The sequence below is a fragment of the Microvirga pudoricolor genome, assembly GCF_016892705.1.
Lineage (GTDB): Bacteria > Pseudomonadota > Alphaproteobacteria > Rhizobiales > Beijerinckiaceae > Microvirga > Microvirga pudoricolor.
In genome coordinates this window covers 52763-74257 of record NZ_JAFEMB010000011.1, presented here as the reverse complement: position 1 = coordinate 74257, position 21495 = coordinate 52763, and the positions used below count along the sequence as shown (strand labels likewise).

Genomic DNA, 21495 nt, shown 5'->3' with positions numbered 1-21495 from the left:
AGTCGGGCCTGGGCCGGGAGGGCTCGAAATACGGCATCGAGGGATACCTTGAGATCAAATACATCTGCATCGCAGGTATGTGACGAGCCCAACCTCCAGAATGGACAAGGCCCGGTGCTCCGCCGGGCCTTCTTTGCTTTCGTCCGTTCAGACGATGTAGAAGTCGGAGGCCGACAGGTGCGGCTTGCCGGCCAGCATCACGACATCATACGCGTCCGATCCGTTGCCGCCCGTCGGGTCGTAGAACAGGCCGCCCGCATCGGCGCCGGACTTATCGTAAATGAAATAGCCCTTGTTGCCGCTGCTGCTGGCCTGCGTGATGTCGCTCGCCTCGACGATCTTGATGGGTGAGCCGACGGCGAGGTTGCTGAATGCGGCATCGTCGATGACGAACTTGTCGCCACCCTTCTTCTTCCCCGAAAAATCGGTGATCGTGCCCCATCCGGCATCCGACGCCTGGACCGAGAGCAGAAAGCTGTCCCCGCCGGATCCGCCCGTCACCTTCAAGCCCGCCGCATATTGCGAGAAGGCGAACCTGTCCGCCGACGACGTGCCGACCACCGTCTCGAAGTTCCGGATCGTATTCGTGAAGCCGCTTCCGAGATCCAGGCGCTCCGTCCCGAACTCGATGCTGATCGCCTTTGACCAGGATTTGAAGTCGATCTTGTCGATCCCGACGCCGCCGTCGAAGATATTGCCGGAGACATTGAAGACCGCCGACCCCTTGTTGGTCTTTGATACCAGCGCGAAGCTGTCGTTTCCTTCTCCGCCGTCGAAGGTGCTGTTCACGAGCGTGATACTGGCAAACGCCTTGAGGTTGGCCGCTCCCTTGCCCTGCGAGCCGACGCTCGCCGACAGGCTGATGCGGATGCTGTCGTCGCCCTGTTCGGCAAAGACCTTGACGTTCACCATCTCGGCGCGCGCATCGCCTCCGTCGCCGCCGCTCCCAGCGGCGCCCGAATGCGATCCGTATTTCGAGCTGCCGCCCTTGCCGTACGATCCCCCCTTGCCGCTGCTTGCCCCATAGGCGGTCACGGCCAGCGAGATCTGGTCATGGCCCGTTCCCGCGTAGACGGTCGTGTCGGACAGGCGTGACGTGGCATCGCCGCCACTCCCGCCATCACCCCCGTCGCCGCCATTGCCGGAGTTGATCGAACCCTTCACATTGCCGTTGTGACCGCCGAAGCCGCCATCGCCGGCTGCCCCGCCCATGGCGGTCGAGAAGATGCTGATCCGATCGTTGCCGCCGCCCGCCGTGACGAGAACGTCGTCAACGAGCGACCAAGCCGCCCCGCCGTTGCCGCCGTTGCCGCCATCGCCGCCGTTGCCGGAATCGATCGATTTCCATGCGAAGCCGCCGTTCCCGCCATTGCCGCCACTGCCGCCGTCGCCGCCGGCCGAAGTCGCGAACAGGCTGATCTTGTCGCGGCCGTCTAAGGTCAGGATCGAGGTTTCCAGAAGGAAGGCCGCCGCGTCTCCGCCGTCCCCGCCATTTCCTCCATGGGAGCCGTTGCCGTAATTGGCGGCATTGACGGACTTTTCGCCATCGCCTCCGCGCCCGCCGTCACCGCCCAGGCCGCCCTGGGAGGTCGCGTAGAAGAGTGCCTGTTGGGCGAAGCCGCGATAGTCGTGCTCGCTGGTGTCCCATTGCCGGGCGTCCGCAGCCACCACCGTCTCCACGGTTTTGAGCCGCCTCTCCGCCTCCGTCGTATCTTCCACGACGGCAGCCTGAGTGACTGTTTGATCTGCACCTTCGGTACCCGTGAGGGTTTCGGGGGCATCTGTGGACGAAGTTTCCGCCATGTGACTGTCTCCTCCCATTGCGGATGCGGTGACAGGCCGGCGGCCATACGCATCCACTTTCTATGCATCGATGTGGGCGAAGCGGAGAGATGAGTGATAAAGAAGAGTGTTGAGTTGGCACCTCGCCTGAGCAACTTCGAAAATGGTCAAATTGATTGGGAATATAAATCTCAAATTTTAATTGAATGCCCGCGTTACCTACTTGGAGTTATATTAGGAATGCGTTGGTATGATTTAGGAATGTGGACGAGTTGCTCCACTGCATCTTTCGAATACGAAAGGCATTGCGCACGGTGCCGGTCAGGCATCGTACTGGCAAAGACAGCCTTGATATCCGAGACAGTGGCGCCGGCAACCCTGGCGCAGACCGTCTCAACGCCAGGGCCGAACCGGGTACATCTCGACCTGCCGGTTCAAAGGATCCAGAAATCCGTTGGTGCGGCTGGGGAAGTGAGACCAAGGTCTGCGGGGACAGGTGTCGGTGCGGGCTCGAAGAGGTGTTCGAAGACCCCTGCACCGTCAAAAATCGCGCCGCCGCTTGAGATGACGATGGCATTGGCGCCATCGGCGCCATTTAGCCCAGGTGCTCCGGTCATGCCGTCCCCGCCGTCTCCGCCATCCCCGCCGAGGGCGCTGACAATGAACTCCATTGCTTCCTCCTCTCGAAATGAACCTCAGTTGGAATACGCTTGGTTGCACATGCCGCTCAATGGGCGATCGAGCGCCGAGCGGGCATTTGGAAACACGGTTCTGGACACGAAGGTCGTCGCGACTCATTGTCCTGATGTCGAATGCCTAACCTACAGTAGGCGGCTTGTAAGTAATAATTGACAGACGATGCAACGATTGTAGGCAGCGAACCGGTAAGGAATGATGACTATACAGATGCAGGTTGAATACATAATTAACTTTCGCGATTTGCATTGGGTTGCTGTCGGATTAGTAAATTCGTGTCCGCCGCAATCTTTCCGAACCGAGGCGGGCATTGACCAGGTGGGGGGATCAGCACACGCCAAGGTTACGTCTGTTGGTGTCGCCCCAATAAACATTGATGGAGGAAAATATGCGTGATGTTCGCACGATGACCGATGCAGAGCTTGATGCCGTGTCCGGTGGCACTCGTTCCGGTGGTTTATCCTTCAAGTTCTACAACAACAACAGCGCCAATGGCGGTAACGGCGGACGCGGCGGCGATGCAGTCGCGGTCAACAAGAAGACGATCACCTTGGGCCTGATCGCCGTGTCCGGGGCCGTCGCGGTTGGTGGCAACGGCGGCAATGGCGGCAATGGCGGAACGGCAACCCAGTCTCTCTGAGACGCGCGTCCAAGACCTATGAAACCGACCAGCCTCCCGGCCCATCTGGGCCGGGAGGTTCAGACGGCGATCATCCGGAAGCTCCGGTGATCGCAACAAAGCCATTGGTGTGAGGTCTGCCGTGGCCCTTCCCGAAAAGCTCTTCCGGCAGGAAGTCGTCGAATTCCAGCAGCACCAGCGCGAGTGGGGCGGCATCGTTCTGCTCCAGCCCGTGCCCACCAAGGTGTTGTCCTGGTCACTGGCCTCCGCGATCGGCCTCATCGTGGCATTCCTCTGCATCGCTCAATACGCCCGCAAGGAGACCGTCGCCGGTTACCTCACGCCGACGACTGGCACGGCCAAGATCTTTGCGCCGCAGGTCGGCACGGTCAGCGAGGTGCATGTGCGCGAGGGCGACACCGTCCAGAAGGGGCAGCCGCTCCTGACCGTGGAAACGGCGCAGGTCTCCACCGACGGCCAGGACGTCAATGCCTCGATCCTGGCGAACTTGGCCCGTCAACGGTCCTTGCTGAGCGAGCAGGTCGCCGCCGAGGAGCGAAGGGTCGCATCGGAGCGGGACCGCCTCATGGCTCTGGTGCGCGGCCTCGAATTGCAGATCTCGCACCTCAACAACGCCATCAAGCTCCAGTCGGAGAGGATCGAGATTTCGAAGGCGTTCGTCGCGTCGGGGATCCAGCTGAACACGAAAGGCTACACCGCCGACATCGAAATCAAGCGGCGGCAGCAAATCGTTCTGGAACAGCAGCAAACCCTGAGCACGTTGGGAGAAGAGCTATCGGTCCGCGAAAACCAGCGGACCGAGACGCAATATTCCCTGGCGCAACTCCCGACTGTCATGGCCCAGAAGGTGCAGGCCTTGCGCAACGAATTGTCGTCGGCGGAGCAGCGCATGGCGGAAATCGACAGCCGTCGGGCTTATGTGATTCGATCACCCGCGGCCGGAACCGTCTCGACGCTTCAATCCATGGTGGGCCAAGCCGTCGACACGCGTCGCCTCCAACTCGAGATCGTTCCTTCGAACAGCACGCTCCAGGCCGAGTTGTTCATTCCGACACGGGCCGTCGGTCTGGTCGAGGTTGGGCAGGACGTCCGGCTCCTCTACGAAGCCTTTCCCTACCAGAAATTCGGCACCTACCGGGGCCGGATCGTCAAATTGTCCCAAACCGTTCTCGTGGGATCCGATGTCGCAGGACCTGTCGTGCTCAAGGAGCCTTCCTACAAAGCGACGGTTTCGCTCGCCCGGAACACGGTGAGCATCGACGACAAAGTCGTGCCCCTGCAGGCTGACATGCTGCTGAGCGCGGACATCATTCTCGAAAAACGCTCGATCATGACGTGGCTCTTCGACCCGCTCCTCGGCGCCAGGAAGATCATCGACATGGAGAGCTTCGGCCAGATGGTGTCCCAATGGCTGGCCGCGCTGGGAGAGGGCCGCGACTGGATTGCCGCCCATCTGGCCGAACTCGGGTTGCTGCGCCGCCCCGCAGCGACCGCGGACGCGAAAGATCAACGGGGCACTTAGGTGGTGGGGCCGTGCAAAATCTCTTGAGCTTCGGCGGTCGAGGGCGTCTTCCGGTGATCCTTCAGACGGAGGCCGCGGAATGCGGGCTCGCGTGCCTTGCGATGATATCGTCCTATCATGGGCACAAGGTTGATCTGAACACCCTGCGCAGGCGCTTTCCGGTGTCGCTGCAGGGCGTAAGCCTGCGGGGCCTCGTGCGGCTGGCAAGCCATCTGCATTTGTCCTGCCGGCCGATCCGTTTCGAGATCGAACATCTCCGCCAGCTCTTCCTGCCCGCCATCCTCCATTGGGACATGAACCATTTTGTGGTCCTGAAGAAAGTGACGTCCAAGGGAATCGTCTTTCACGATCCGGCCACAGGCGAGCAGCGCATGTCGCTGGCGGAGGCGTCTCACCATATCACCGGAGTCGGCCTGGAGTTGTCGCCCTCGGAAGAGTTCGCCCGCAAGGACGAGAGAACGCGGTTGCCGTTCTCGACGTTCTGGGGGCATATCCGCGGGGCGCCGCACGCGCTCGTGCAAATCTTCGTCCTCTCCATCATTCTCGAAATCCTGGTCGTCGCCGCTCCTCTGTACATGCAGATCGTTATCGACGAGGTGCTCGTCAAAGGCGACGTCGATCTTCTGCTCGTCCTGGCCCTGGGCTTCGGGCTTTTGATGGTCATTAGCGTTGCGACGAACGCCCTGCGGTCGTTCATCATTCTCATTCTTCAGAACACGCTTCATTTCCAGATGGGCGCGAGGCTGTTCCACCACCTGATCCGGCTCCCGCTCGTCTTTTTCGAGAAGCGCCACATGGGTGACGTGCTGTCCCGGTTCAGTTCCATCGACCCGATCCGCAACCAGATCGCGGAGGGCATGGTCGCGGCCGTCATCGACGGTCTGATGGCGATCATCACCCTGGCCATGATCTTCATCTACAGCCCTCAGCTCGCGGTCATCGTCGTGGGGGCGGTCATTCTCTATGCGGCCGTCCGGTTCTCGCTCTACCGGTGGCTCCTCTCGCTCAGCGAAGCGGCCATCGAGGTCAAAGCCAGGGAGATGTCCACGTTCATCGAGACGATGCGCGCCGTGCAGACGGTCAAGCTCTTCAACCGGGAGAGTGAGCGGGAAAGCTTCTGGCTGAACCAATATGCGGGCGTCGTGAACGCGAATGTGCGCCTCGGCCGCGCCCAGATCAGCTTCAAGACGATCAACATGATCATCTTCGGGATCGAGAACATCCTCGTCGTCTATCTGGCTGCTCGGCTCGCTCTCAATAACGTCCTGACCGTCGGCATGATCTTCGCCTTCATGAGCTACAAGGCCAACTTCACCGATAAGGCCGTCATGCTGGTCGAGGAGATCCTGGAGTTCCGCATCCTCGAACTCCATCTCGGGCGCATCGCCGACATTGCGCTGTCGCCGCTCGAGAAGGGCCACGACCGACCGGCCTCCTACGCCCGAGGCATCGACGGCCGCATCGAAGTGCGAAACGTCTCGTATCGATACTCCGAGACCGAGCCCTTCGTGCTGGACAACGTGAACCTGACCGTGGAGGCCGGTCAGTTCGTGACGATCATGGGTCCGTCCGGAGGGGGCAAGACCACGCTGATGAAGATCATGCTCGGCCTGCTGGAGCCCACGGGCGGGGAAGTTCTCATCGATGGAGTTCCTCTCTCCAGGATCGGCCCCAAGGCCTATCGGGAGCATGTCGCCGCCGTCATGCAGGAAGACCAGCTCCTGTCCGGCTCCCTCGCGGACAACATCTCCTTCTTCGACCCAAACTTCGATCCGCAGCTGATGGCGCAATGCGCCTCGCTGGCCGGGATTCACGACGAGATCATGGCCATGCCCATGGCCTACAACACCCTCATCGGCGACATGGGCAGCTCGCTGTCGGGCGGGCAGAAGCAGAGGGTGATCCTGGCGCGCGCCCTGTACCGCAAGCCCCGCATTCTGTTCCTCGACGAGGGGACGGCTCATCTCGACACGGACAACGAGCGCTACATCAACGAGAGCCTGCGCAGCCTCAACATCACCCGAATCAGTGTCGCTCACCGGCCGGATATCGCCAGCGGCACCGACGCGATTCTTCGGATCGGCACATCGGCCGTGACGGCCGAGACCTAACGCTCGACCGCCCAGGCGCTAGGCCCATGGGTGTCCCAAGGGCCCATCAGCCGTTACATCCGGCGCCCTGGCCCCCGATGCGCCCAGTCGCACCAGCCCGCGAACCTGGCTCCGGCCACTTTCGAGCAGCGGCCCAGGCCGTGCGGGAAAAATGTCCTGGACCTTCGCGAAGCTTGGCCATCTAATCCGCGCCACCCCTTTTCGAACCGCCCCTAACAGTTTATATATGAACTATCTCGCGGCAGATGCCTTTGGTCCAGGGAGGTCTTGAGGCGGTCGCTGGTCTATCTCGGAGGAGCCCCATGCCGGTCTACAAGGCACCCGTCGAGGACGTGATGTTCCTCTTGAGCGATGTTTTCCCCATCGAGCGCCACAACAACCTGCCGGGTTTCGCCGAGGCCACGCCCGACATGGTCGAGGCGATCCTGGGCGAGGGCGCAAAGCTCTGCGAGGACATCTTCGCACCCCTCAACCTGTCGGGCGACCAGGAAGGCTGTGTCCGTCATCCCGACGGATCGGTGACGACCCCCAAGGGCTTCAAGGAGGCTTACCAAGCCTATGCGGGCGGCGGCTGGATGGGCCTGTCCGTGCCGGAGGAGTATGGCGGCCAGGGCCTGCCCATGACGCTCAACACGTTGATGCAGGAGTTCATTTCCTCGGCGAACCTGGCGCTGGGCATGTATCCGGGCCTGACCCAGGGTGCGATGGCGGCGCTCCTGGTGCATGGCACCGACGAGCAGAAGCGCACCTACCTGCCGAAGATGGTGGAGGGTGCCTGGACCGGCACCATGAACCTGACCGAGCCCCATTGCGGCACGGATCTAGGCTTGCTCAAGACCAAGGCGGTGCCGAACGGCGATGGATCCTACGCCATCACGGGAACCAAGATCTTCATCTCGGCGGGCGAACACGACCTGGCCGAGAACATCGTCCATCTGGTCCTGGCCCGCATCGAAGGTGCACCTGCGGGTACGAAGGGCATCTCGCTCTTCGTCGTGCCCAAGTTCCTGGTGCGGGAGGACGGCTCCCTGGGAGATCATAACGGCGTCTCATGCGGGTCGCTCGAGCACAAGATGGGCATCCACGGCAATGCCACCTGCGTCATGAACTACGACGGCGCCCGGGGCTGGCTCATCGGCGAGGCCAATCGCGGCCTCAACGCCATGTTCGTGATGATGAACGAGGCCCGCCTCGCGGTCGGCGTCCAGGGTCTGTCGCAATCCGAGGTCGCTTACCAGAATGCGGTCGCCTATGCGAAAGAGCGGCTCCAGGGCCGCGCGCTCACCGGGCCGAAATTCCCGGACAAGCCCGCCGATCCGATCATCGTCCATCCGGACGTGCGCCGCACGCTCCTGTCCATCAAGTCCTTCAACGAGGCGGCCCGTGCGCTTTTGGTTTGGACGGCCCTGAAGAGCGACATCGCTCATCGGTCCACGGACGAGGCCGAACGCCAGCAGGCGGACGACCATATGGGTCTGATGACACCTGTGGTGAAGGGCGTCCTGACGGATCTCGGCTTCGACTGTGCCGTGAAGGCACAGCAGATGTTCGGAGGCCACGGCTACATCGAGGAATGGGGCATGTCGCAATTCGTGCGCGATGCCCGCATCACCATGATCTACGAGGGCGCCAACGGCATTCAGGCCATGGACCTTGTGGGCCGCAAGCTCGGCAAGGACGGCGGTCGCGCGATCATGGCCTTCTTCAACGAGGTTGGGGCGTTCTGCCAGGAGAATGCCGGAGACGAGAACCTGAAGGGCTTCGTCGCGCCGCTCCAGCAGGGCCTCGGACACCTCCAGCAGGCCACGATGTGGTTCATGCAGAACGCCATGGCGAAGCCCGACAACGCGGGAGCCGGCGCCACCGACTACATGCACCTCTTCGGCCTCGTGGCCATGGGCTATATGTGGGCCAAGATGGCGAAGGCCGCTCTGGCCAGGAAGGCTCAGGGCAACGGCGTCGCCGACAGGATGGACTCGAAGATTTTAACGGGCCGGTTCTTCATGGAGCGCACCTTGCCGGAGACAGCCACGCGGCTCGCGCGCATCACGACCGGCGCCGACACCACCATGGCGTTGCCGATGGAAGCGTTCTGATCGCGTGCCTGGGATCCCGGCCGAGAAGCCGGGATATGGATACGCGAGAAGCACGATATTCTGATAACGATCCCGGATCGCTTCGCGTCCGAGATGACAACATGACCGGGAGGCCCGAATGGCCGAAGCTTTTATCTACGATGCCGTCCGCACCCCGCGCGGACGCGGAAAGCCAGATGGTTCGTTGCATGAGGTGACGTCTGTCGATCTCTCCGTCACGACCCTGGATGCCATCCGCAAGCGCAACGATCTGAACCCGATCCACGTGGAAGACGTGGTGCTGGGCTGCGTCGATCCGGTCGGCGAGGCGGGCGGCGACATCGCCCGCGCGGCGGTGTTGAAGGCAGGCTACGGCAAGGAGGTGCCTGGCGTGCAGATCAACCGATTCTGCGCCTCGGGACTCGACGCCGTGAATCTTGCGGCCGCCCAGGTGATGACCGGCATGAAGGACCTTGCCATCGGCGGCGGCGTGGAATCCATGAGCCGGGTCGGCATGGGCGCCTCGGGCGGCGCTTGGCCCGTCGATCCGGGCGTGGCGATCGCCAATTACTTTCTGCCCCAGGGCATTTCGGCGGACCTCATCGCCACGAAATACGGCTTCTCCCGCGATGACGTGGACGCCTACGCGGTCGAGTCCCAGAAGCGTGCCGCGCGGGCTTGGGACGAGGGCCGTTTCGAGAAATCGATCATCCCCGTCAAGGACATCAACGGGCTGACGCTCCTGGCCAGGGACGAGCACATGCGTCCCTCCACGGACATGCAGTCGCTCGGACAGCTGAAAGCCGCCTTCGTCCAGATGGGCGAGATGGCGGGCTTCGACGCGGTCGCCATCGCGGCCCATCCCGATGTGGAGGCCGTGAACCACGTCCACCATGCCGGCAACTCGTCTGGCATCGTGGACGGCGCCTCCGCCGTGCTCGTGGGCTCGAAGGAAGGCGGCGCGAAGGCGAGCTTGAAGCCCCGCGCCCGGATCAAGGCCTTCGCGTCCATCGGATCCGACCTCGCGCTTATGCTCACGGGTCCGGTCGACGTGTCCGAGCTCGTCCTCCGGAAGGCCGGCATGACCAAGGACGATATCGACCTGTTCGAGATCAACGAGGCCTTCTCGGCAGTCGTGCTGCGCTACATGCAGGCTCTCGACCTGGATCCCGGCAAGGTGAACGTCAACGGCGGCGCCATCGCCATGGGCCACCCGCTGGGCGCGACGGGCGCGATGGTGCTCGGAACGGCTCTCGACGAGCTCGAGCGCACCGGCAAGCAGACGGCGCTCGTGACGCTCTGCGTCGCCGCCGGAATGGGCACCGCGACGATCATCGAGCGGGTTTGAGATTAGTCGTCATCCCGGAGCCGCGTAGCGGAGTCCGGGATCGCCTGAAAGATATGTGGGAACGATCCCAGCTCTCCGCTGCGCTGCGGCCGGGATGACGGACTTCCCAGGGAGGATCACATGACGAATTTCACCAATTTCCGTTTCGAGGTCGATTCCGATGGCATTGCGGTCGCGACCTGGGACATGCCGAACCGCTCTATGAACGTGATCACCCCCGAGGTGATGGAAGAGCTGTCGGCCATCGTCGAGAAGGTTGCAGCGGACGAGGCGATCAAGGGCTGCGTCATCACCTCCGGCAAGGAAACCTTCTCGGGCGGTGCCGATCTCACCATGCTTCAGGGCCTGGGCGCGCAATACGACAAGCTCGCCAAGGAGAAAGGCGAAGAAGAAGCCATGAGCTTCTTCTTCGAGCAATCACGGGGGCTCTCGCTGCTTTATCGGCGGCTCGAGACCTGCGGCAAACCGTTCGCGGCCGCCATCCACGGCACATGCCTCGGCGGCGCGTTCGAGCTGGCGCTCGCCTGCCATCACCGCGTCTTATCCGATTCCGACGCGACTCGCGTCGGCCTGCCGGAGATCAAGGTCGGGCTGTTTCCCGGCGCGGGCGGCACGCAGCGCGTGGCGCGCCTGATGCAGACGGGTGATGCGTTGCAGATGCTGTTCAAGGGTGAGCAGGTCCGCGCTCTGATGGCCCGCAACATGGGCCTTGCTCACCAAGTCGCACCGCGCGACGGCCTGGTTCAGGCTGCCAAGGAATGGATCAAGGGTGGTGGCTCGGCCGTCGCGCCCTGGGACGCCAAGGGCTTCAAGCTTCCCTCCAACAAGGTCTATTCGGCGGCCGGTATGCAGATCTGGCCCGCCGCCAACGCCATCTACCGCCGCGAGACGCAGGACAACTACCCGGCCGCCTATGCGATCCTCGAAGCCGTCTATCAGGGCCTGCAGCTTCCGATGGACCAAGCCCTGAAGGTCGAGTCCCGCTGGTTCGCCAAGATCCTGCGCTCGAAGGAGGCAGCGGCCATGATCCGCACGCTCTTCGTGTCCATGCAGGAGCTGAACAAGGGCGCCCGCCGACCGAAGGAGGTGCCACCTACCAAGATCAGGAAGGTCGGTGTCGTGGGCGCTGGCTTCATGGGCGCCAGCATCGCCTATGTGAGCGCGAATGCCGGCCTGGAGGTCGTGCTGATCGACAAGGACATCGAGGCGGCCGAGAAGGGGAAGGCGCATTCCCATAAGCTCGTGTCCGACCAGATCATGAAGGGCCGCGCCAAGACGGCGGATCGCGACGCGCTGCTCGCGCGCATCACCCCCTCCGCCACCTACGAGAGCCTCGCGGATTGCGACCTCGTCATCGAGGCGGTGTTCGAGGATCCGAAGGTGAAGGCGGAGGTGATCGCGAAGGTGGAAGCCGCGATCCGGCCTGATTGCATCTTCGCGTCCAACACCTCGACCCTTCCCATTTCCGGTCTCGCCAAGACATCGAAGAACCCGGCCGGGTTCATCGGCATCCACTTCTTCTCTCCGGTCGAGAAGATGATGCTGGTGGAGATCATCATGGGCAAGGAGACCGGCGACACGGCACTTGCCACCGCGCTGGACTTCGTGAGGACGATCAAGAAGACACCCATCGTGGTCAACGATTCCCGTGGCTTCTTCGCCAACCGCTGCGTGCTGGCATACATTCTCGAAGGTCACCTGATGCTGATCGAGGGCGTGCCGCCCGCCATGATCGAGAATGCCGGCAAGCAGGCCGGCATGCCGGTGGGTCCGCTCTCCCTCAACGACGAGGTCGGCGTCGATCTCGGGCTCAAGATCCTCCGGGCCACGAAGGCGCAGCTCGGCGATGCGGCGGTGATCCCCGGGCAGGAGGCCCTGCTGACCCGGATGGTGGATGGCGACGGGCGCCTGGGCCGAAAGAACCGCAAGGGGTTCTACGACTATCCCGAGGGCGCTCCCAAGCGCCTGTGGGGTGGCCTGAAGGAGCTTCAGGCGACCCATGTCGATGGCGAGACGCTGGATATGTCGGAGCTGAAGCACCGGCTCCTCGTCACGCAGGCGCTGGAAGCCGCGCGCACCGTGGAGGAGGGCGTGATCACCGATCCCCGCGAGGCGGACGTGGGTTCGATCCTCGGCTTCGGCTTCGCGCCGTTCACCGGCGGGGCCCTGTCCTATATCGACTTCATGGGCGTCAAGCGGTTCGTGGAGCTGTGCCGGTCCCTGCAGGCGAAGCATGGCGACCGTTTCGCGCCGCCGAAGATTCTCCTGGACATGGCGGAGTCCGGGGACACCTTCTACAGCCGCGCGGGCTCCAGGAAGGCCGCCTGACGAGGCGCGGCCGGGCTTGACCCGGCCGCTCCCGACTTCCTGGCGTTTCAGTAGCCACGGCAGGGGTGCCCCGGCGCGAGGCCGGCACCCTGGAGAAGGAAGGAGCATCACCATGAGGAAGCCGAATTACGTGATGATGGCGGCCTACAACGCCTGGGCCAACCGGCGCGTCTACGATGCCGCCGCCACCCTTCCGGACGAGGAGTACCGGGCCGACCGGGGCGCTTTCTTCAAGTCCTTGCACGGCACCCTCAATCACCTGCTCGTGACGGACCGCATCTGGCTCAAGCGCTTCACGGGGGAGGGGGAGGCGCCGAACCGCCTCGACGCCATCCTGTTCGAGGACCTTCCCGACCTGCGCGCCGCGCGGGAGCGCGAGGACCTGAGAATCGTCGCCTATATCGACCGGCTCGACGAGAACGACCTTGCCGGCATGGTGAGCTACCAGACCATTTCGAACCCGACACCGATCCGCCAGCCGCTTTGGTCGGGGCTGACGCACCTGTTCAATCACCAGACCCATCACCGGGGCCAAGCCCACGCGATCCTCACGGGCATGGGCCGGAATGCCCCGTCCCTGGATCTGCTGCTCCTCCAACGCGAGACCGGCATCGGCATGACATGAACCTGTGGCTGCGCCTGCTCCACCTGATTCTGGCATCGTGCGTCCGTCCGAGGCTCGATCCGCTTCGTGACGTTTCGCGCCTGAGCTTCCGCGTGTGGCCGCACGACCTCGACACGTCCCTGCACATGAACAACGGCCGCTACTGGTCCCTGATGGATCTCGGCCGCACCGACATCATGATCCGCTCCGGACTCTGGCGCTCGGTCCTGAAGAACGGGTGGGTGCCGGTCGTGAGCGCGGGCCAGATCCGCTTCCGCCGCGAGCTGCGCCTCTTGCGGCCATTCGAGCTGCAATCGCGGATCGTGACCTGGTCGGAGGGCTGGGTGGTCATCGAGCACAGGATCGTCACGGCATCACGGAGCGGCGAACCCATCCTGGCCGCGGTCGCCCTGGTGCGGGCGGGCCTTTATGACCGGAAGGCCCGGCGGTTCGTGCCGGTGTCCGAGCTTCTGGGCGGGATCGACCCGGCCGCCGAGGCCCCGGCTCCGCCGCCGGAGGTCGCGGCCTTTCTGGCATCCGAAGAGACTCTGAAGCTCGCGGGTTGATCGGAACGCAATCCGCGATAGGGTGCGGTTTCGAGCTCCAACGTGAATCGCCCCATGTCCTCCCATCCGACCGCCTCCACGACTTCCGCTTCCTCCTCGGCCGAACCCCGCCTCATCGACTACTATTTCTCCCTTGTGAGTCCCTGGGCCTATATGGGCCATGCGCCCTTCATGGAGATCGCCGGTCGCCATGGGGTGGAGGTGAACTACAAGCCCGTCTTCCTGGGCCGGGTCTTCGCCGAAACCGGTGGGTTACCGCTGGCCCAGCGGCACCCGGCCCGGCAGCGCTACCGTTTGGTGGAAATGCAGAGATGGCGCGAGAAGCGGGGGCTCAGCTTCAACCTCAAGCCCAAGCATTGGCCCTTTGACGTCAACCTGGCGGATCGCTTCGTGATCGCGGTCACGGCCTCGGGGAAAAGCGCGGATCCGTTCCTGCGCCGGGCTTTTTCGGCCGTGTGGGAGGAGGAGCGCGACCTCGGCAACCCGGTGGTTCTCGCGCAACTGGCGGAGGAAGCGGGCCTGGACTCGTCCTCTCTCATGGACATCGCCTCGGGTACGACAACGGAAGCGATCTATGCCCTCAACCTCGAGAACGCGGTCGCCACCGACGTTTTCGGCTCGCCCGCCTACGTGCTCGACGGTGAAGTTTTCTGGGGGCAGGACCGCCTCGAGCTTCTCGACGACGCCCTCACCAGCCGCCGCCCCTCCTTCAAGCCGGACCCTTGATCAGCCCGTGCCCCACCAAGCCGTCATCGGCCTCATCGGAGGCATGAGCTGGGAGAGCTCGTCCGAGTACTACCGGATCATCAACCAGACTGCACGGGATCGCCTGGGCGGCGTGCATTCGGCCCGCAGCCTCATGTGGTCGGTCGATTTCGGCGAGATCGAGCGGCTCCAGCACGACGGCGAGTGGGACAGGCTCGCGGAGGCGATGAAGGATGCGGCGCGCCGCCTGGAGCGCGGCGGCGCCGACTTCCTGGTTCTGTGCACCAACACCATGCACCGCATGGCGGACGACATCTCCGGTGCCGTGGCGATCCCGCTTCTGCACATCGCCGATCCGACGGCGGAGCGGATCAAGGAGGCTGGATACCGCCGCGTTGGCCTGCTCGGCACGGCCTTCACCATGGAGCAGGATTTCTACAAGGGCCGCCTGCGGGAGCAACATCGCCTCGACGTGATCGTGCCGGAGGCTGAAGACCGCAGGATCGTGCACGAGGTCATCTACAAGGAACTCGTCGCCGGTCGGGTCAACCCGGCTTCCAAAGCCGCCTATCGCGCGATCATCGCCCGCCTGATCGAGCAGGGCGCGCAGGCCATCATTCTGGGCTGCACGGAAATCATGCTGCTGGTCTCGGCGGAGGACAGCGCCGTGCCTCTCTTCGATACGACCACGATCCACGCGGTGGCGGCGGTGGAGCGGTCTCTGGGCGACGGGTAGCCCCGGCCGGGACCGCCGAGGGCGCGGACCTCTCCTCTGGAGTAGGACAGCGCCGGCTTTGCGACGCCCGCGTCGGGCGTTCTCACGTTTGAAGCCCCACCCGATCGAAGAACACAGCCGCGTCCTGCACGATCACTCCGCAGCCATGCGGCTGGCGCGCCATTGGGTGAGGAGCGCCCGCAGGGCGGCCGGTTTCACGGGCTTGTTGAGCAGGTGTACGCTCATGGCCGCCGCCGCGTCGCGCACCGCCGGGGTCCGGTCCGCCGTCACGAGGACGGCAGGGGTGTCGGCTTGGGTCTTCCAGCGCAGGGACTTGATCACGTCGAGCCCATCGCCGTCATCCAGGTGATAATCCGCGATGATGACATCCGGGATGCCCTTGTGCGACCGGATGGTCTGCTGAGCCCCCTCCAAGTCCGAGGCGGTCCAGACGTCGCAGCCCCATCCGGTCAGCAGCAGCCGCATGCCCTCCAGGATTGCGGGTTCGTTGTCTATGGCGAGCACCCGCAGGCCGGAGAGGGGCGTGACGGGCGCTCGCGGAGGCTCGGGTGCGGTCGCCTCGGCCGGAAGCGCCGCCACCACCGGAACCTCGACCCGGAAGACCGAGCCGCGCCCTGCCTCCGAGGTCAGCGTCACGGGGTGCGCGAGGACGCGGCCGATGCGTTCCACGATGGATAGTCCAAGGCCCAGGCCGCGCGCCGCCTTGGCGCCCTGGTCCAGCCGTTGGAACTCGCGAAACACGATGCGCTGCTTCGAGGGCGGGATGCCCAGGCCCGTATCCCAGACCTCGAGAATGAGGCGGCCGCCATGCCGTCTCGCGCCCACCAGCACACGCCCGGCGGGCGTGTACTTGATGGCGTTGGACACGAGATTCTGGAGGAGACGCCGCAGGAGGCGGCGGTCGGACCGCACCGTGAGCGAGGGAGACACGAAGACCAGCTTCAGTCCTTTCTCGCGCGCCACGGGTCCGAATTCGCGCTGGAGCTGGCGAAAGATCTCGTCGATGCGGAAGCTCGACCATTGCGGCTTCATGGCGCCCGTGTCGAGGCGCGAGATATCGAGCAGAGCCGTCAGGATCTCCTCGACCGCGTCCAGCGAGGCGTCGATGTTCTCCGCCAGGGTGGCGTCGCCCGCGTCCCGGTCGCGCTCGACGAGCGAGGTCGCATAAAGGCGCGCGGCGTTGAGCGGCTGGAGGATGTCGTGGCTCGCGGCGGCGAGGAATCGCGTCTTGGAGATATTGGCCTCATCGGCCTCCGCCTTGGCGCCGATCAGGGCCTCGTTGAGGCGGGTCAGCTCCTCCGTGCGCTGGCGGACGCGCAGTTCGAGGTTCTCGTGCGCCCGGCGGCTCTCCTCCTCGGCCGCCACCGTGTCGGTCACGTCCGTGTAGGTGGTCACCAGACCTCCGTCGGGCAATTGGTTCGAGCGGATCTCGATGACCTTGCCGGACGGGTAGAGCTTGAGTCGCACGGGCTCCATGTCGTGCAGGAAGGAGTGGATGCGGGCCGAGACGTGGTGATCGAAGGAGCCGGGCCCGTAGGATCCACGCTCCGCGTTGAAGCGGATGATCGCGTCCATGCCGACCCCGACCCGCACGAGGTTCGGGGGCAGCTCGTAGAGGTCCACGAAGGCTTGGTTCCAGGCCAGCAGCCGCAGGTCCCGGTCGAGGACCGTGATGCCCTGCCGGGCGTAGTTGATGGCGTGCTGGAGCAGGTCGCGGCTCTGCTGGATCGCCGCCGAGGCGTCGTCCAGGAGCTTCAGGGCATCCTTGGTCGACACGGTGCGACGGCGCAGGAGCAGCGAGAGCGCCAGCCGTGACGACGATGTGCCGATGGCCGAGGCGAGCAGGTGCTCCGCGTAGCGAAGGGTATGGATGTCCGCCTCGGATTTGCCCTCCAGGGCCTGCCCCCGGCTATGGGCAAAGCCCTCGAAGGAGCGAGCCGTGCGCTCCTCGCCGAGATAGCGCATGACCGTGGCGCGAAGCTCATCCACCGTGACGCTTGCCCGGAACAGGCGGAAGCTCGGTGCCGCGCTGACGTCGGGCTCGCTCACGAAGACGGTCGCCTGCATCCGCTCCATGGCGGTGACGGGCCGCCACAGGGACAGTCCGATATAAGTGAGAATGTTGAGGGTGAGGCTCCAGACCACGCCATGCGTCAGTTGCGGGAGATCGACGCCGAACAGGGCGGTGGGCTTCAAGACCGCGAGCCCGAACGGGCCCGTCACCACCACGTCCGACCAGAACATGCCGTCCCACACGAGGCTCGGCAGCAGGAGCGTGTAGGCCCAGGTCACGAAGCCGACGATGAGGCCCGCGCAGGCTCCGAGCGCGGTTCCGCGCGACCAGATCAGGCCGCCGAGAAAAGCCGGGGCGATCTGCGCGATGGCCGCGAAGGACAGGAGGCCGATGGAGGCGAGGGCCGCGTGGCCCGAGCCCCTGTAATACACGTAGGCCAGCAGGATCACGGCCACGATGGAGATGCGGCGCACCACCAGCACGAAGTTGCCGAGATCGTCGTTGGCGGTATCCCGGCGGCGCAGCACCACCGGCATGACGAGATGGTTCGAGATCATCACCGCGACGGCGACGGAATCCACGATCACCATGGCGGTCGCGGCCGAGAAGCCGCCCAGGAACGCGATGAGCGCCATGGTGCCGGCATCGTTGGAGAGGGGAAGCGCCAGCACGGTCATGTCGCGGTCGACGGCGCCTGCCGGAAACGCCGCCATGCCGCCGAGCGCGATGGGAATGACGAAGATGTTGATCAGGACGAGATAGAGCGGGAACAGCCAGGCGGAGCGCTTGATGTCCCCGATGTCGCGGTTCTCCACCACGGTCATGTGAAACTGCCGCGGCAGGAGGAGCGATGCGCAGCAGGCGAGCAGGATCAGCGTGATGTAGCTGCCGAATCCCGACGTGCGGTCGATGATCGCCGGACCGATGCCGCCGATGGCGGGGCTCGACAGGATCGCGTCGATGCCGCCGAACATGAAGTAGGTCACGTAGATCCCGACCACCAGGAACGCCACGAGCTTGACGAGCGACTCCATGGAGATCGCCATCATCAAGCCGTCCTGATGCTCGGTCGCGTCCGTGTGACGGGTGCCGAAGGCCACGGCGAAGAAGGCGAGCACGAGAGCCACCACCAGGGCCAGATCCCCCAGCACCGGGACCGTGAGCGACGCCGTGCCGGTGGCGGCGGTCAGGAAGACGTCGAGGGAGTTGGAGACGGCCTTGAGCTGCAGGGCGATGTAGGGCACGGAGCCGACGAGGGCGATGATCGTGACGAGAGCCGCCACCCGCTCGCTCTTGCCGTAGCGAGCCGCCACGAAATCGGCGATCGACGAGATATTCTGGGTTTTGGCCACCCGCACCACGCGGGCCACCAGGGCGTGGCCGAAGCCGATCACCAGGATCGGCCCGATATAGATCGCCAGGAAGTCGAGCCCGGACTGGGTGGCGAGGCCGACCGAGCCGTAGAACGTCCACGAGGTGCAATAGACCCCCAGCGACAGGGCCGCGATGGTGGCGCGAGCACTGCCCCGCATGATGCGCCGGCCCGCGTAATCGCCCCAGTGGGCGACCGCGAAGAGCAGGCAGAGGTAGACGAAGGCCGTGAGGACGACCGCCCAGCCGGCGACCATGGCAAGATCCTTGAACGAAACGCTGACGGGACGTTAGCGGCTCGACGCCGCGAACGCCACCGTTGCGGCGCTAGGCGAGGCCCTCGTCCCAGGCTGGCACGGGGGTGAACCGGCGGTGCAGGAAATCCATGAAGGCCCGCACCTTGGCGGGGGCTTGCCGCCCCGAGGGTAGGACCGCGTGGATGCCGAGCTCATAGGTGGGCTGCCGCGCCAGAACCCTGATCAGCGCGCCGCCCCGCAGGGCGTCCCCCACTAAAAAGGTGGGCTGGTAGATCAGTCCCTGCCCAGCGATCGCGGCGCTGAGAAGCGCGTCGCCGTTGTTGGCCCTCAGATTGCCCGAGACCCTGACCATGGTCTCGCCGTCCCGCCCGAAGCCCCAATGGTCGGCCCCGATGGTCGTCCCGAGGGTGTAGCCCAGGCAATTGTGACGTTCCAGATCCTCCAGCTTGCGAGGAATGCCACGCTCCTTCAGATAGTCCCGAGAGGCGCACACGACGGTGCGGCAAGGGGCGATCCGCCGGGCCACGAGGCTCGAGTCCTTGAGCTTGGCGATGCGGATCGCAAGGTCCCAGCCTTCCTCCATCAGGTCCACGATGCGGTCGTTCAGCCCAAGCTCCACCGAGACGGCCGGATAAAGGCGGCTGAACTCCGCGAGCGCGGGAGCGATTTCCCGGAACCCGAAGGTGAGGGGCACGTTCAGGCGCAGGCGGCCGCGCGGCTCGACCCGGTCGAGACCGGCGGAGGCCTCGGCCTCCTCGATCTCGGCCAGGATGCGCTCGCAAGCCTGGAGATAGGTCCGACCCGCCTCGGTGAGGGTGAGCCTGCGGGTCGAGCGGTGCAGCAGCTTGACCCCGAGGCGCTCCTCCAGCGCCCCGATATGCTTCGTCACCATGGTCTGCGACATGTGCAGGGCCCGTCCGGCAGCCGAGAGGGATCCCAACCCGGCGGCGCGGCTGAAGACCTGCATACCCGTCACGCGATCCAACATCGGCTCATCTCCCTCCACGGGTGTGAAGTGATATTCCCACCACGCGCATTATCGCAACAAGAGTTTGAGGTCATAGTGCGGCCACCTCATCTTGGAGTTTCATCATGATCGACCACCGTACGGCCCCTTACGCCGCGTTCATCCTGCGCGTCACCCTCGGCATCCTGTTCCTGGCCCATGCGGGCTTGAAGGTCTTCGTCTTCACGCCTGCCGGCGCCGCGGGCTTCTTCGGCAGCCTCGGCCTGCCTCCCGCCCTGGCCTACCTCGTCATTCTGGCCGAAACCGTCGGCGGGCTGGCTCTCATCGCTGGTTTCCACACCCGGTGGGTCGCCCTGGCGCTGATCCCGATCCTGTTGGGCGCCATCGTGACCGTCCACGGGCCGGCCGGCTTCTTCTTCAACAACCCAAAGGGTGGTTGGGAATATCTCGCCTTCTGGATCGTCGCCCTGGTTGCCCAGGCGCTGCTCGGCAACGGCGCCTTCGCCATCCAGCCGGCCGCTCCCGCCGGAGCCCCCCTGTCGGTTCGCAGGGCCTGATCATGAGCGCACCCGTCCAGAACCAAGCCGCCGGGGTTTCCCCGGCGCGCCCGATCCATCCCGGCGTCCGGATCGGCCATGTCCATCTCAAGGTGGCCGATATCGACCGGTCGCTCGGCTTCTATTGCGGTGTGCTGGGCTTCGAACTCCAGCAGATGTATGGCAACCAGGCGGCCTTCATCTCGGCGGGTGGCTACCACCACCATATCGGTCTCAACACCTGGGAGAGCCAGGGCGGGTCGCCGCCCCCGCCCGGCACCACCGGCCTCTATCATCTGGCGATCCTCTACCCAACCCGGGCGGAGCTGGCCGATGCCTTGGTGCGCGTCACGCAAGCCGGCATTCCGCTCCAGGGCGCCAGCGACCATGGCGTGAGCGAGGCCCTCTATCTGAGCGACCCCGACGGCAACGGCGTCGAACTTTATTGGGACCGCCCCGAGGACCAGTGGCCCCGTACGCCGGAGGGCGGGATCCAAATGGTCACCCGGCGGCTCGACCTTCAGAACCTGCTGGACAGCCGGGAAGCTTGACGTTTGGGCTGACCTGCACAAGTCTTTCGTAGCCGCGCCCGCCGGGCGCGGCTCTGAAACTTTCCGTGCGCCGTGTTTCCCAAGGTGGACAGGGACGACATCACCGGGAGATCCCTCAGGCGTCGGGTCGGGGAAGGGGTCATCCATGCTCGAAGAATTCAAGAAATTCGCCCTGCGCGGCAACGTGGTCGATCTGGCGATCGGCGTCATCATCGGCGCGGCCTTCGGCAAGATCGTCGACTCGATCGTGGGCGACATCTTCATGCCGATCATCGGGGCCATCACCGGCGGGCTCGATTTTTCGAACTACTTCCTTCCCCTGTCGGAGAATGTGAACGCCACCGCTCTGGACCAGGCCAAGGCGCAAGGGGCCGTCATCGCCTGGGGCAGCTTCGTGACGGTGACGATCAACTTCATCATCATCGCCTGGATCCTGTTCCTCGTCGTGAAGGGCATGAACCGGATGCGCCGCAAGGAGGACGCCAAGGCGGGCGCCGACAAGCCCGTCGAGCAGCCGGCCGACGTGAAGCTGCTCGCCGAGATCCGGGACATCCTCAAGCAACGCCCGGTCTGACTCATCACCAAAGCCGATGGGACCGACGGCTTCTTGTCATGTATCGGCGAACAGGGTTGCTTTGAGCGGGCGAACGGGCCATGCCTTCCGCCTGTTCCGACCCCATTCTGAC

General features: G+C 64.5%; 17 protein-coding genes. 13 read left to right on the top strand and 4 right to left on the bottom strand.

Features of this window, described 5'->3' with window-relative positions; genetic code table 11:
- Positions 1-147: 147 nt before the first annotated feature.
- Positions 148-1803 (bottom strand): hypothetical protein, encoded by a 1656-nt coding sequence (locus tag ILT42_RS22405; RefSeq protein WP_204218236.1) that lies wholly within the window; start codon positions 1801-1803, stop codon positions 148-150.
- 413 nt (positions 1804-2216) lie between these two features.
- A complete protein-coding gene (locus tag ILT42_RS22400) occupies positions 2217-2453 on the bottom strand; it encodes a hypothetical protein (RefSeq protein WP_204218235.1) in 237 nt (78 codons plus the stop codon).
- A gap of 413 nt (positions 2454-2866) precedes the next feature.
- Between ILT42_RS22400 and ILT42_RS22395 the strand changes: the two genes are divergently transcribed.
- From ILT42_RS22395 to ILT42_RS22355, 10 genes are all read left to right on the top strand, one after another.
- Positions 2867-3118 (top strand): hypothetical protein, encoded by a 252-nt coding sequence (locus ILT42_RS22395; RefSeq protein ID WP_204218234.1) that lies wholly within the window; start codon positions 2867-2869, stop codon positions 3116-3118.
- 121 nt (positions 3119-3239) lie between these two features.
- Entirely contained in the window at positions 3240-4640 is a 1401-nt protein-coding gene (locus ILT42_RS22390; protein ID WP_204218233.1) for an HlyD family efflux transporter periplasmic adaptor subunit, read from the top strand.
- Positions 4641-4651: 11 nt separating this feature from the next.
- Positions 4652-6751, top strand: a complete 2100-nt coding sequence (locus ILT42_RS22385) for a peptidase domain-containing ABC transporter (RefSeq protein WP_204218232.1) — start codon at positions 4652-4654, stop codon at positions 6749-6751.
- 302 nt (positions 6752-7053) lie between these two features.
- Positions 7054-8847: an acyl-CoA dehydrogenase C-terminal domain-containing protein gene (locus ILT42_RS22380; protein WP_204218231.1), complete on the top strand. Its 1794-nt coding sequence runs from the start codon at positions 7054-7056 to the stop codon at positions 8845-8847.
- A 118-nt stretch (positions 8848-8965) separates the two neighbouring features.
- Positions 8966-10174, top strand: a complete 1209-nt coding sequence (locus tag ILT42_RS22375) for an acetyl-CoA C-acetyltransferase (protein ID WP_204218230.1) — start codon at positions 8966-8968, stop codon at positions 10172-10174.
- A gap of 120 nt (positions 10175-10294) precedes the next feature.
- The gene (locus ILT42_RS22370) at positions 10295-12502 is read left to right on the top strand and encodes an FAD-dependent oxidoreductase (RefSeq protein WP_204218229.1); all 2208 of its coding nucleotides are present in this window, start codon (positions 10295-10297) and stop codon (positions 12500-12502) included.
- A gap of 112 nt (positions 12503-12614) precedes the next feature.
- A complete protein-coding gene (locus ILT42_RS22365) occupies positions 12615-13127 on the top strand; it encodes a DinB family protein (RefSeq protein ID WP_204218228.1) in 513 nt (170 codons plus the stop codon).
- On the top strand, positions 13124-13672 hold the full coding sequence (locus tag ILT42_RS22360; protein ID WP_204218227.1) for a thioesterase family protein: 549 nt from the start codon (positions 13124-13126) through the stop codon (positions 13670-13672). Before ILT42_RS22365 ends, ILT42_RS22360 begins: the two co-directional genes overlap by 4 nt.
- A 54-nt stretch (positions 13673-13726) precedes the next feature.
- Positions 13727-14398 (top strand): 2-hydroxychromene-2-carboxylate isomerase, encoded by a 672-nt coding sequence (locus tag ILT42_RS22985; RefSeq protein ID WP_229428870.1) that lies wholly within the window; start codon positions 13727-13729, stop codon positions 14396-14398.
- A 7-nt stretch (positions 14399-14405) separates the two neighbouring features.
- Positions 14406-15113 (top strand): aspartate/glutamate racemase family protein, encoded by a 708-nt coding sequence (locus ILT42_RS22355; RefSeq protein WP_324617760.1) that lies wholly within the window; start codon positions 14406-14408, stop codon positions 15111-15113.
- Positions 15114-15245: 132 nt separating this feature from the next.
- On the opposite strand, the gene ILT42_RS22350 is transcribed toward ILT42_RS22355, so the two are convergent.
- Together ILT42_RS22350 and ILT42_RS22345 are read right to left on the bottom strand one after the other, a co-directional pair.
- Positions 15246-18755: a PAS domain-containing hybrid sensor histidine kinase/response regulator gene (locus ILT42_RS22350; protein WP_204218225.1), complete on the bottom strand. Its 3510-nt coding sequence runs from the start codon at positions 18753-18755 to the stop codon at positions 15246-15248.
- Positions 18756-18825: 70 nt separating this feature from the next.
- Positions 18826-19743: a LysR family transcriptional regulator gene (locus ILT42_RS22345; RefSeq protein ID WP_204218224.1), complete on the bottom strand. Its 918-nt coding sequence runs from the start codon at positions 19741-19743 to the stop codon at positions 18826-18828.
- A gap of 104 nt (positions 19744-19847) precedes the next feature.
- Here ILT42_RS22345 and ILT42_RS22340 point away from each other — a divergent pair, with 104 nt between their 5' ends.
- The 3 genes from ILT42_RS22340 to mscL all read left to right on the top strand — a co-directional run bounded on the left by ILT42_RS22340 (position 19848) and on the right by mscL (position 21383).
- Entirely contained in the window at positions 19848-20279 is a 432-nt protein-coding gene (locus ILT42_RS22340; RefSeq protein WP_204218223.1) for a DoxX family protein, read from the top strand.
- A 2-nt stretch (positions 20280-20281) separates the two neighbouring features.
- A complete protein-coding gene (locus tag ILT42_RS22335; protein ID WP_204218222.1) occupies positions 20282-20809 on the top strand; it encodes a VOC family protein in 528 nt (175 codons plus the stop codon).
- 145 nt (positions 20810-20954) lie between these two features.
- Positions 20955-21383, top strand: coding sequence for a large conductance mechanosensitive channel protein MscL (mscL, locus tag ILT42_RS22330; protein WP_204218221.1), 429 nt, complete (start codon positions 20955-20957; stop codon positions 21381-21383).
- The last annotated feature ends 112 nt before the right edge of the window (positions 21384-21495 follow it).

Bases quoted from the DNA above. Each gene is read 5' to 3' on its own strand.
- ILT42_RS22405 (WP_204218236.1), bottom strand. From the start codon at position 1,803: ATGGCGGAAACTTCGTCCACAGATGCCCCCGAAACCCTCACGGGTACC.
- ILT42_RS22400 (WP_204218235.1), bottom strand. From the start codon at position 2,453: ATGGAGTTCATTGTCAGCGCCCTCGGCGGGGATGGCGGAGACGGCGGG.
- ILT42_RS22395 (WP_204218234.1), top strand. From the start codon at position 2,867: ATGCGTGATGTTCGCACGATGACCGATGCAGAGCTTGATGCCGTGTCC.
- ILT42_RS22380 (WP_204218231.1), top strand. From the start codon at position 7,054: ATGCCGGTCTACAAGGCACCCGTCGAGGACGTGATGTTCCTCTTGAGC.
- ILT42_RS22375 (WP_204218230.1), top strand. From the start codon at position 8,966: ATGGCCGAAGCTTTTATCTACGATGCCGTCCGCACCCCGCGCGGACGC.
- ILT42_RS22370 (WP_204218229.1), top strand. From the start codon at position 10,295: ATGACGAATTTCACCAATTTCCGTTTCGAGGTCGATTCCGATGGCATT.
- ILT42_RS22365 (WP_204218228.1), top strand. From the start codon at position 12,615: ATGAGGAAGCCGAATTACGTGATGATGGCGGCCTACAACGCCTGGGCC.
- ILT42_RS22360 (WP_204218227.1), top strand. From the start codon at position 13,124: ATGAACCTGTGGCTGCGCCTGCTCCACCTGATTCTGGCATCGTGCGTC.
- ILT42_RS22985 (WP_229428870.1), top strand. From the start codon at position 13,727: ATGTCCTCCCATCCGACCGCCTCCACGACTTCCGCTTCCTCCTCGGCC.
- ILT42_RS22350 (WP_204218225.1), bottom strand. From the start codon at position 18,755: ATGGTCGCCGGCTGGGCGGTCGTCCTCACGGCCTTCGTCTACCTCTGC.
- ILT42_RS22345 (WP_204218224.1), bottom strand. From the start codon at position 19,743: ATGTTGGATCGCGTGACGGGTATGCAGGTCTTCAGCCGCGCCGCCGGG.
- ILT42_RS22340 (WP_204218223.1), top strand. From the start codon at position 19,848: ATGATCGACCACCGTACGGCCCCTTACGCCGCGTTCATCCTGCGCGTC.
- ILT42_RS22335 (WP_204218222.1), top strand. From the start codon at position 20,282: ATGAGCGCACCCGTCCAGAACCAAGCCGCCGGGGTTTCCCCGGCGCGC.
- mscL (WP_204218221.1), top strand. From the start codon at position 20,955: ATGCTCGAAGAATTCAAGAAATTCGCCCTGCGCGGCAACGTGGTCGAT.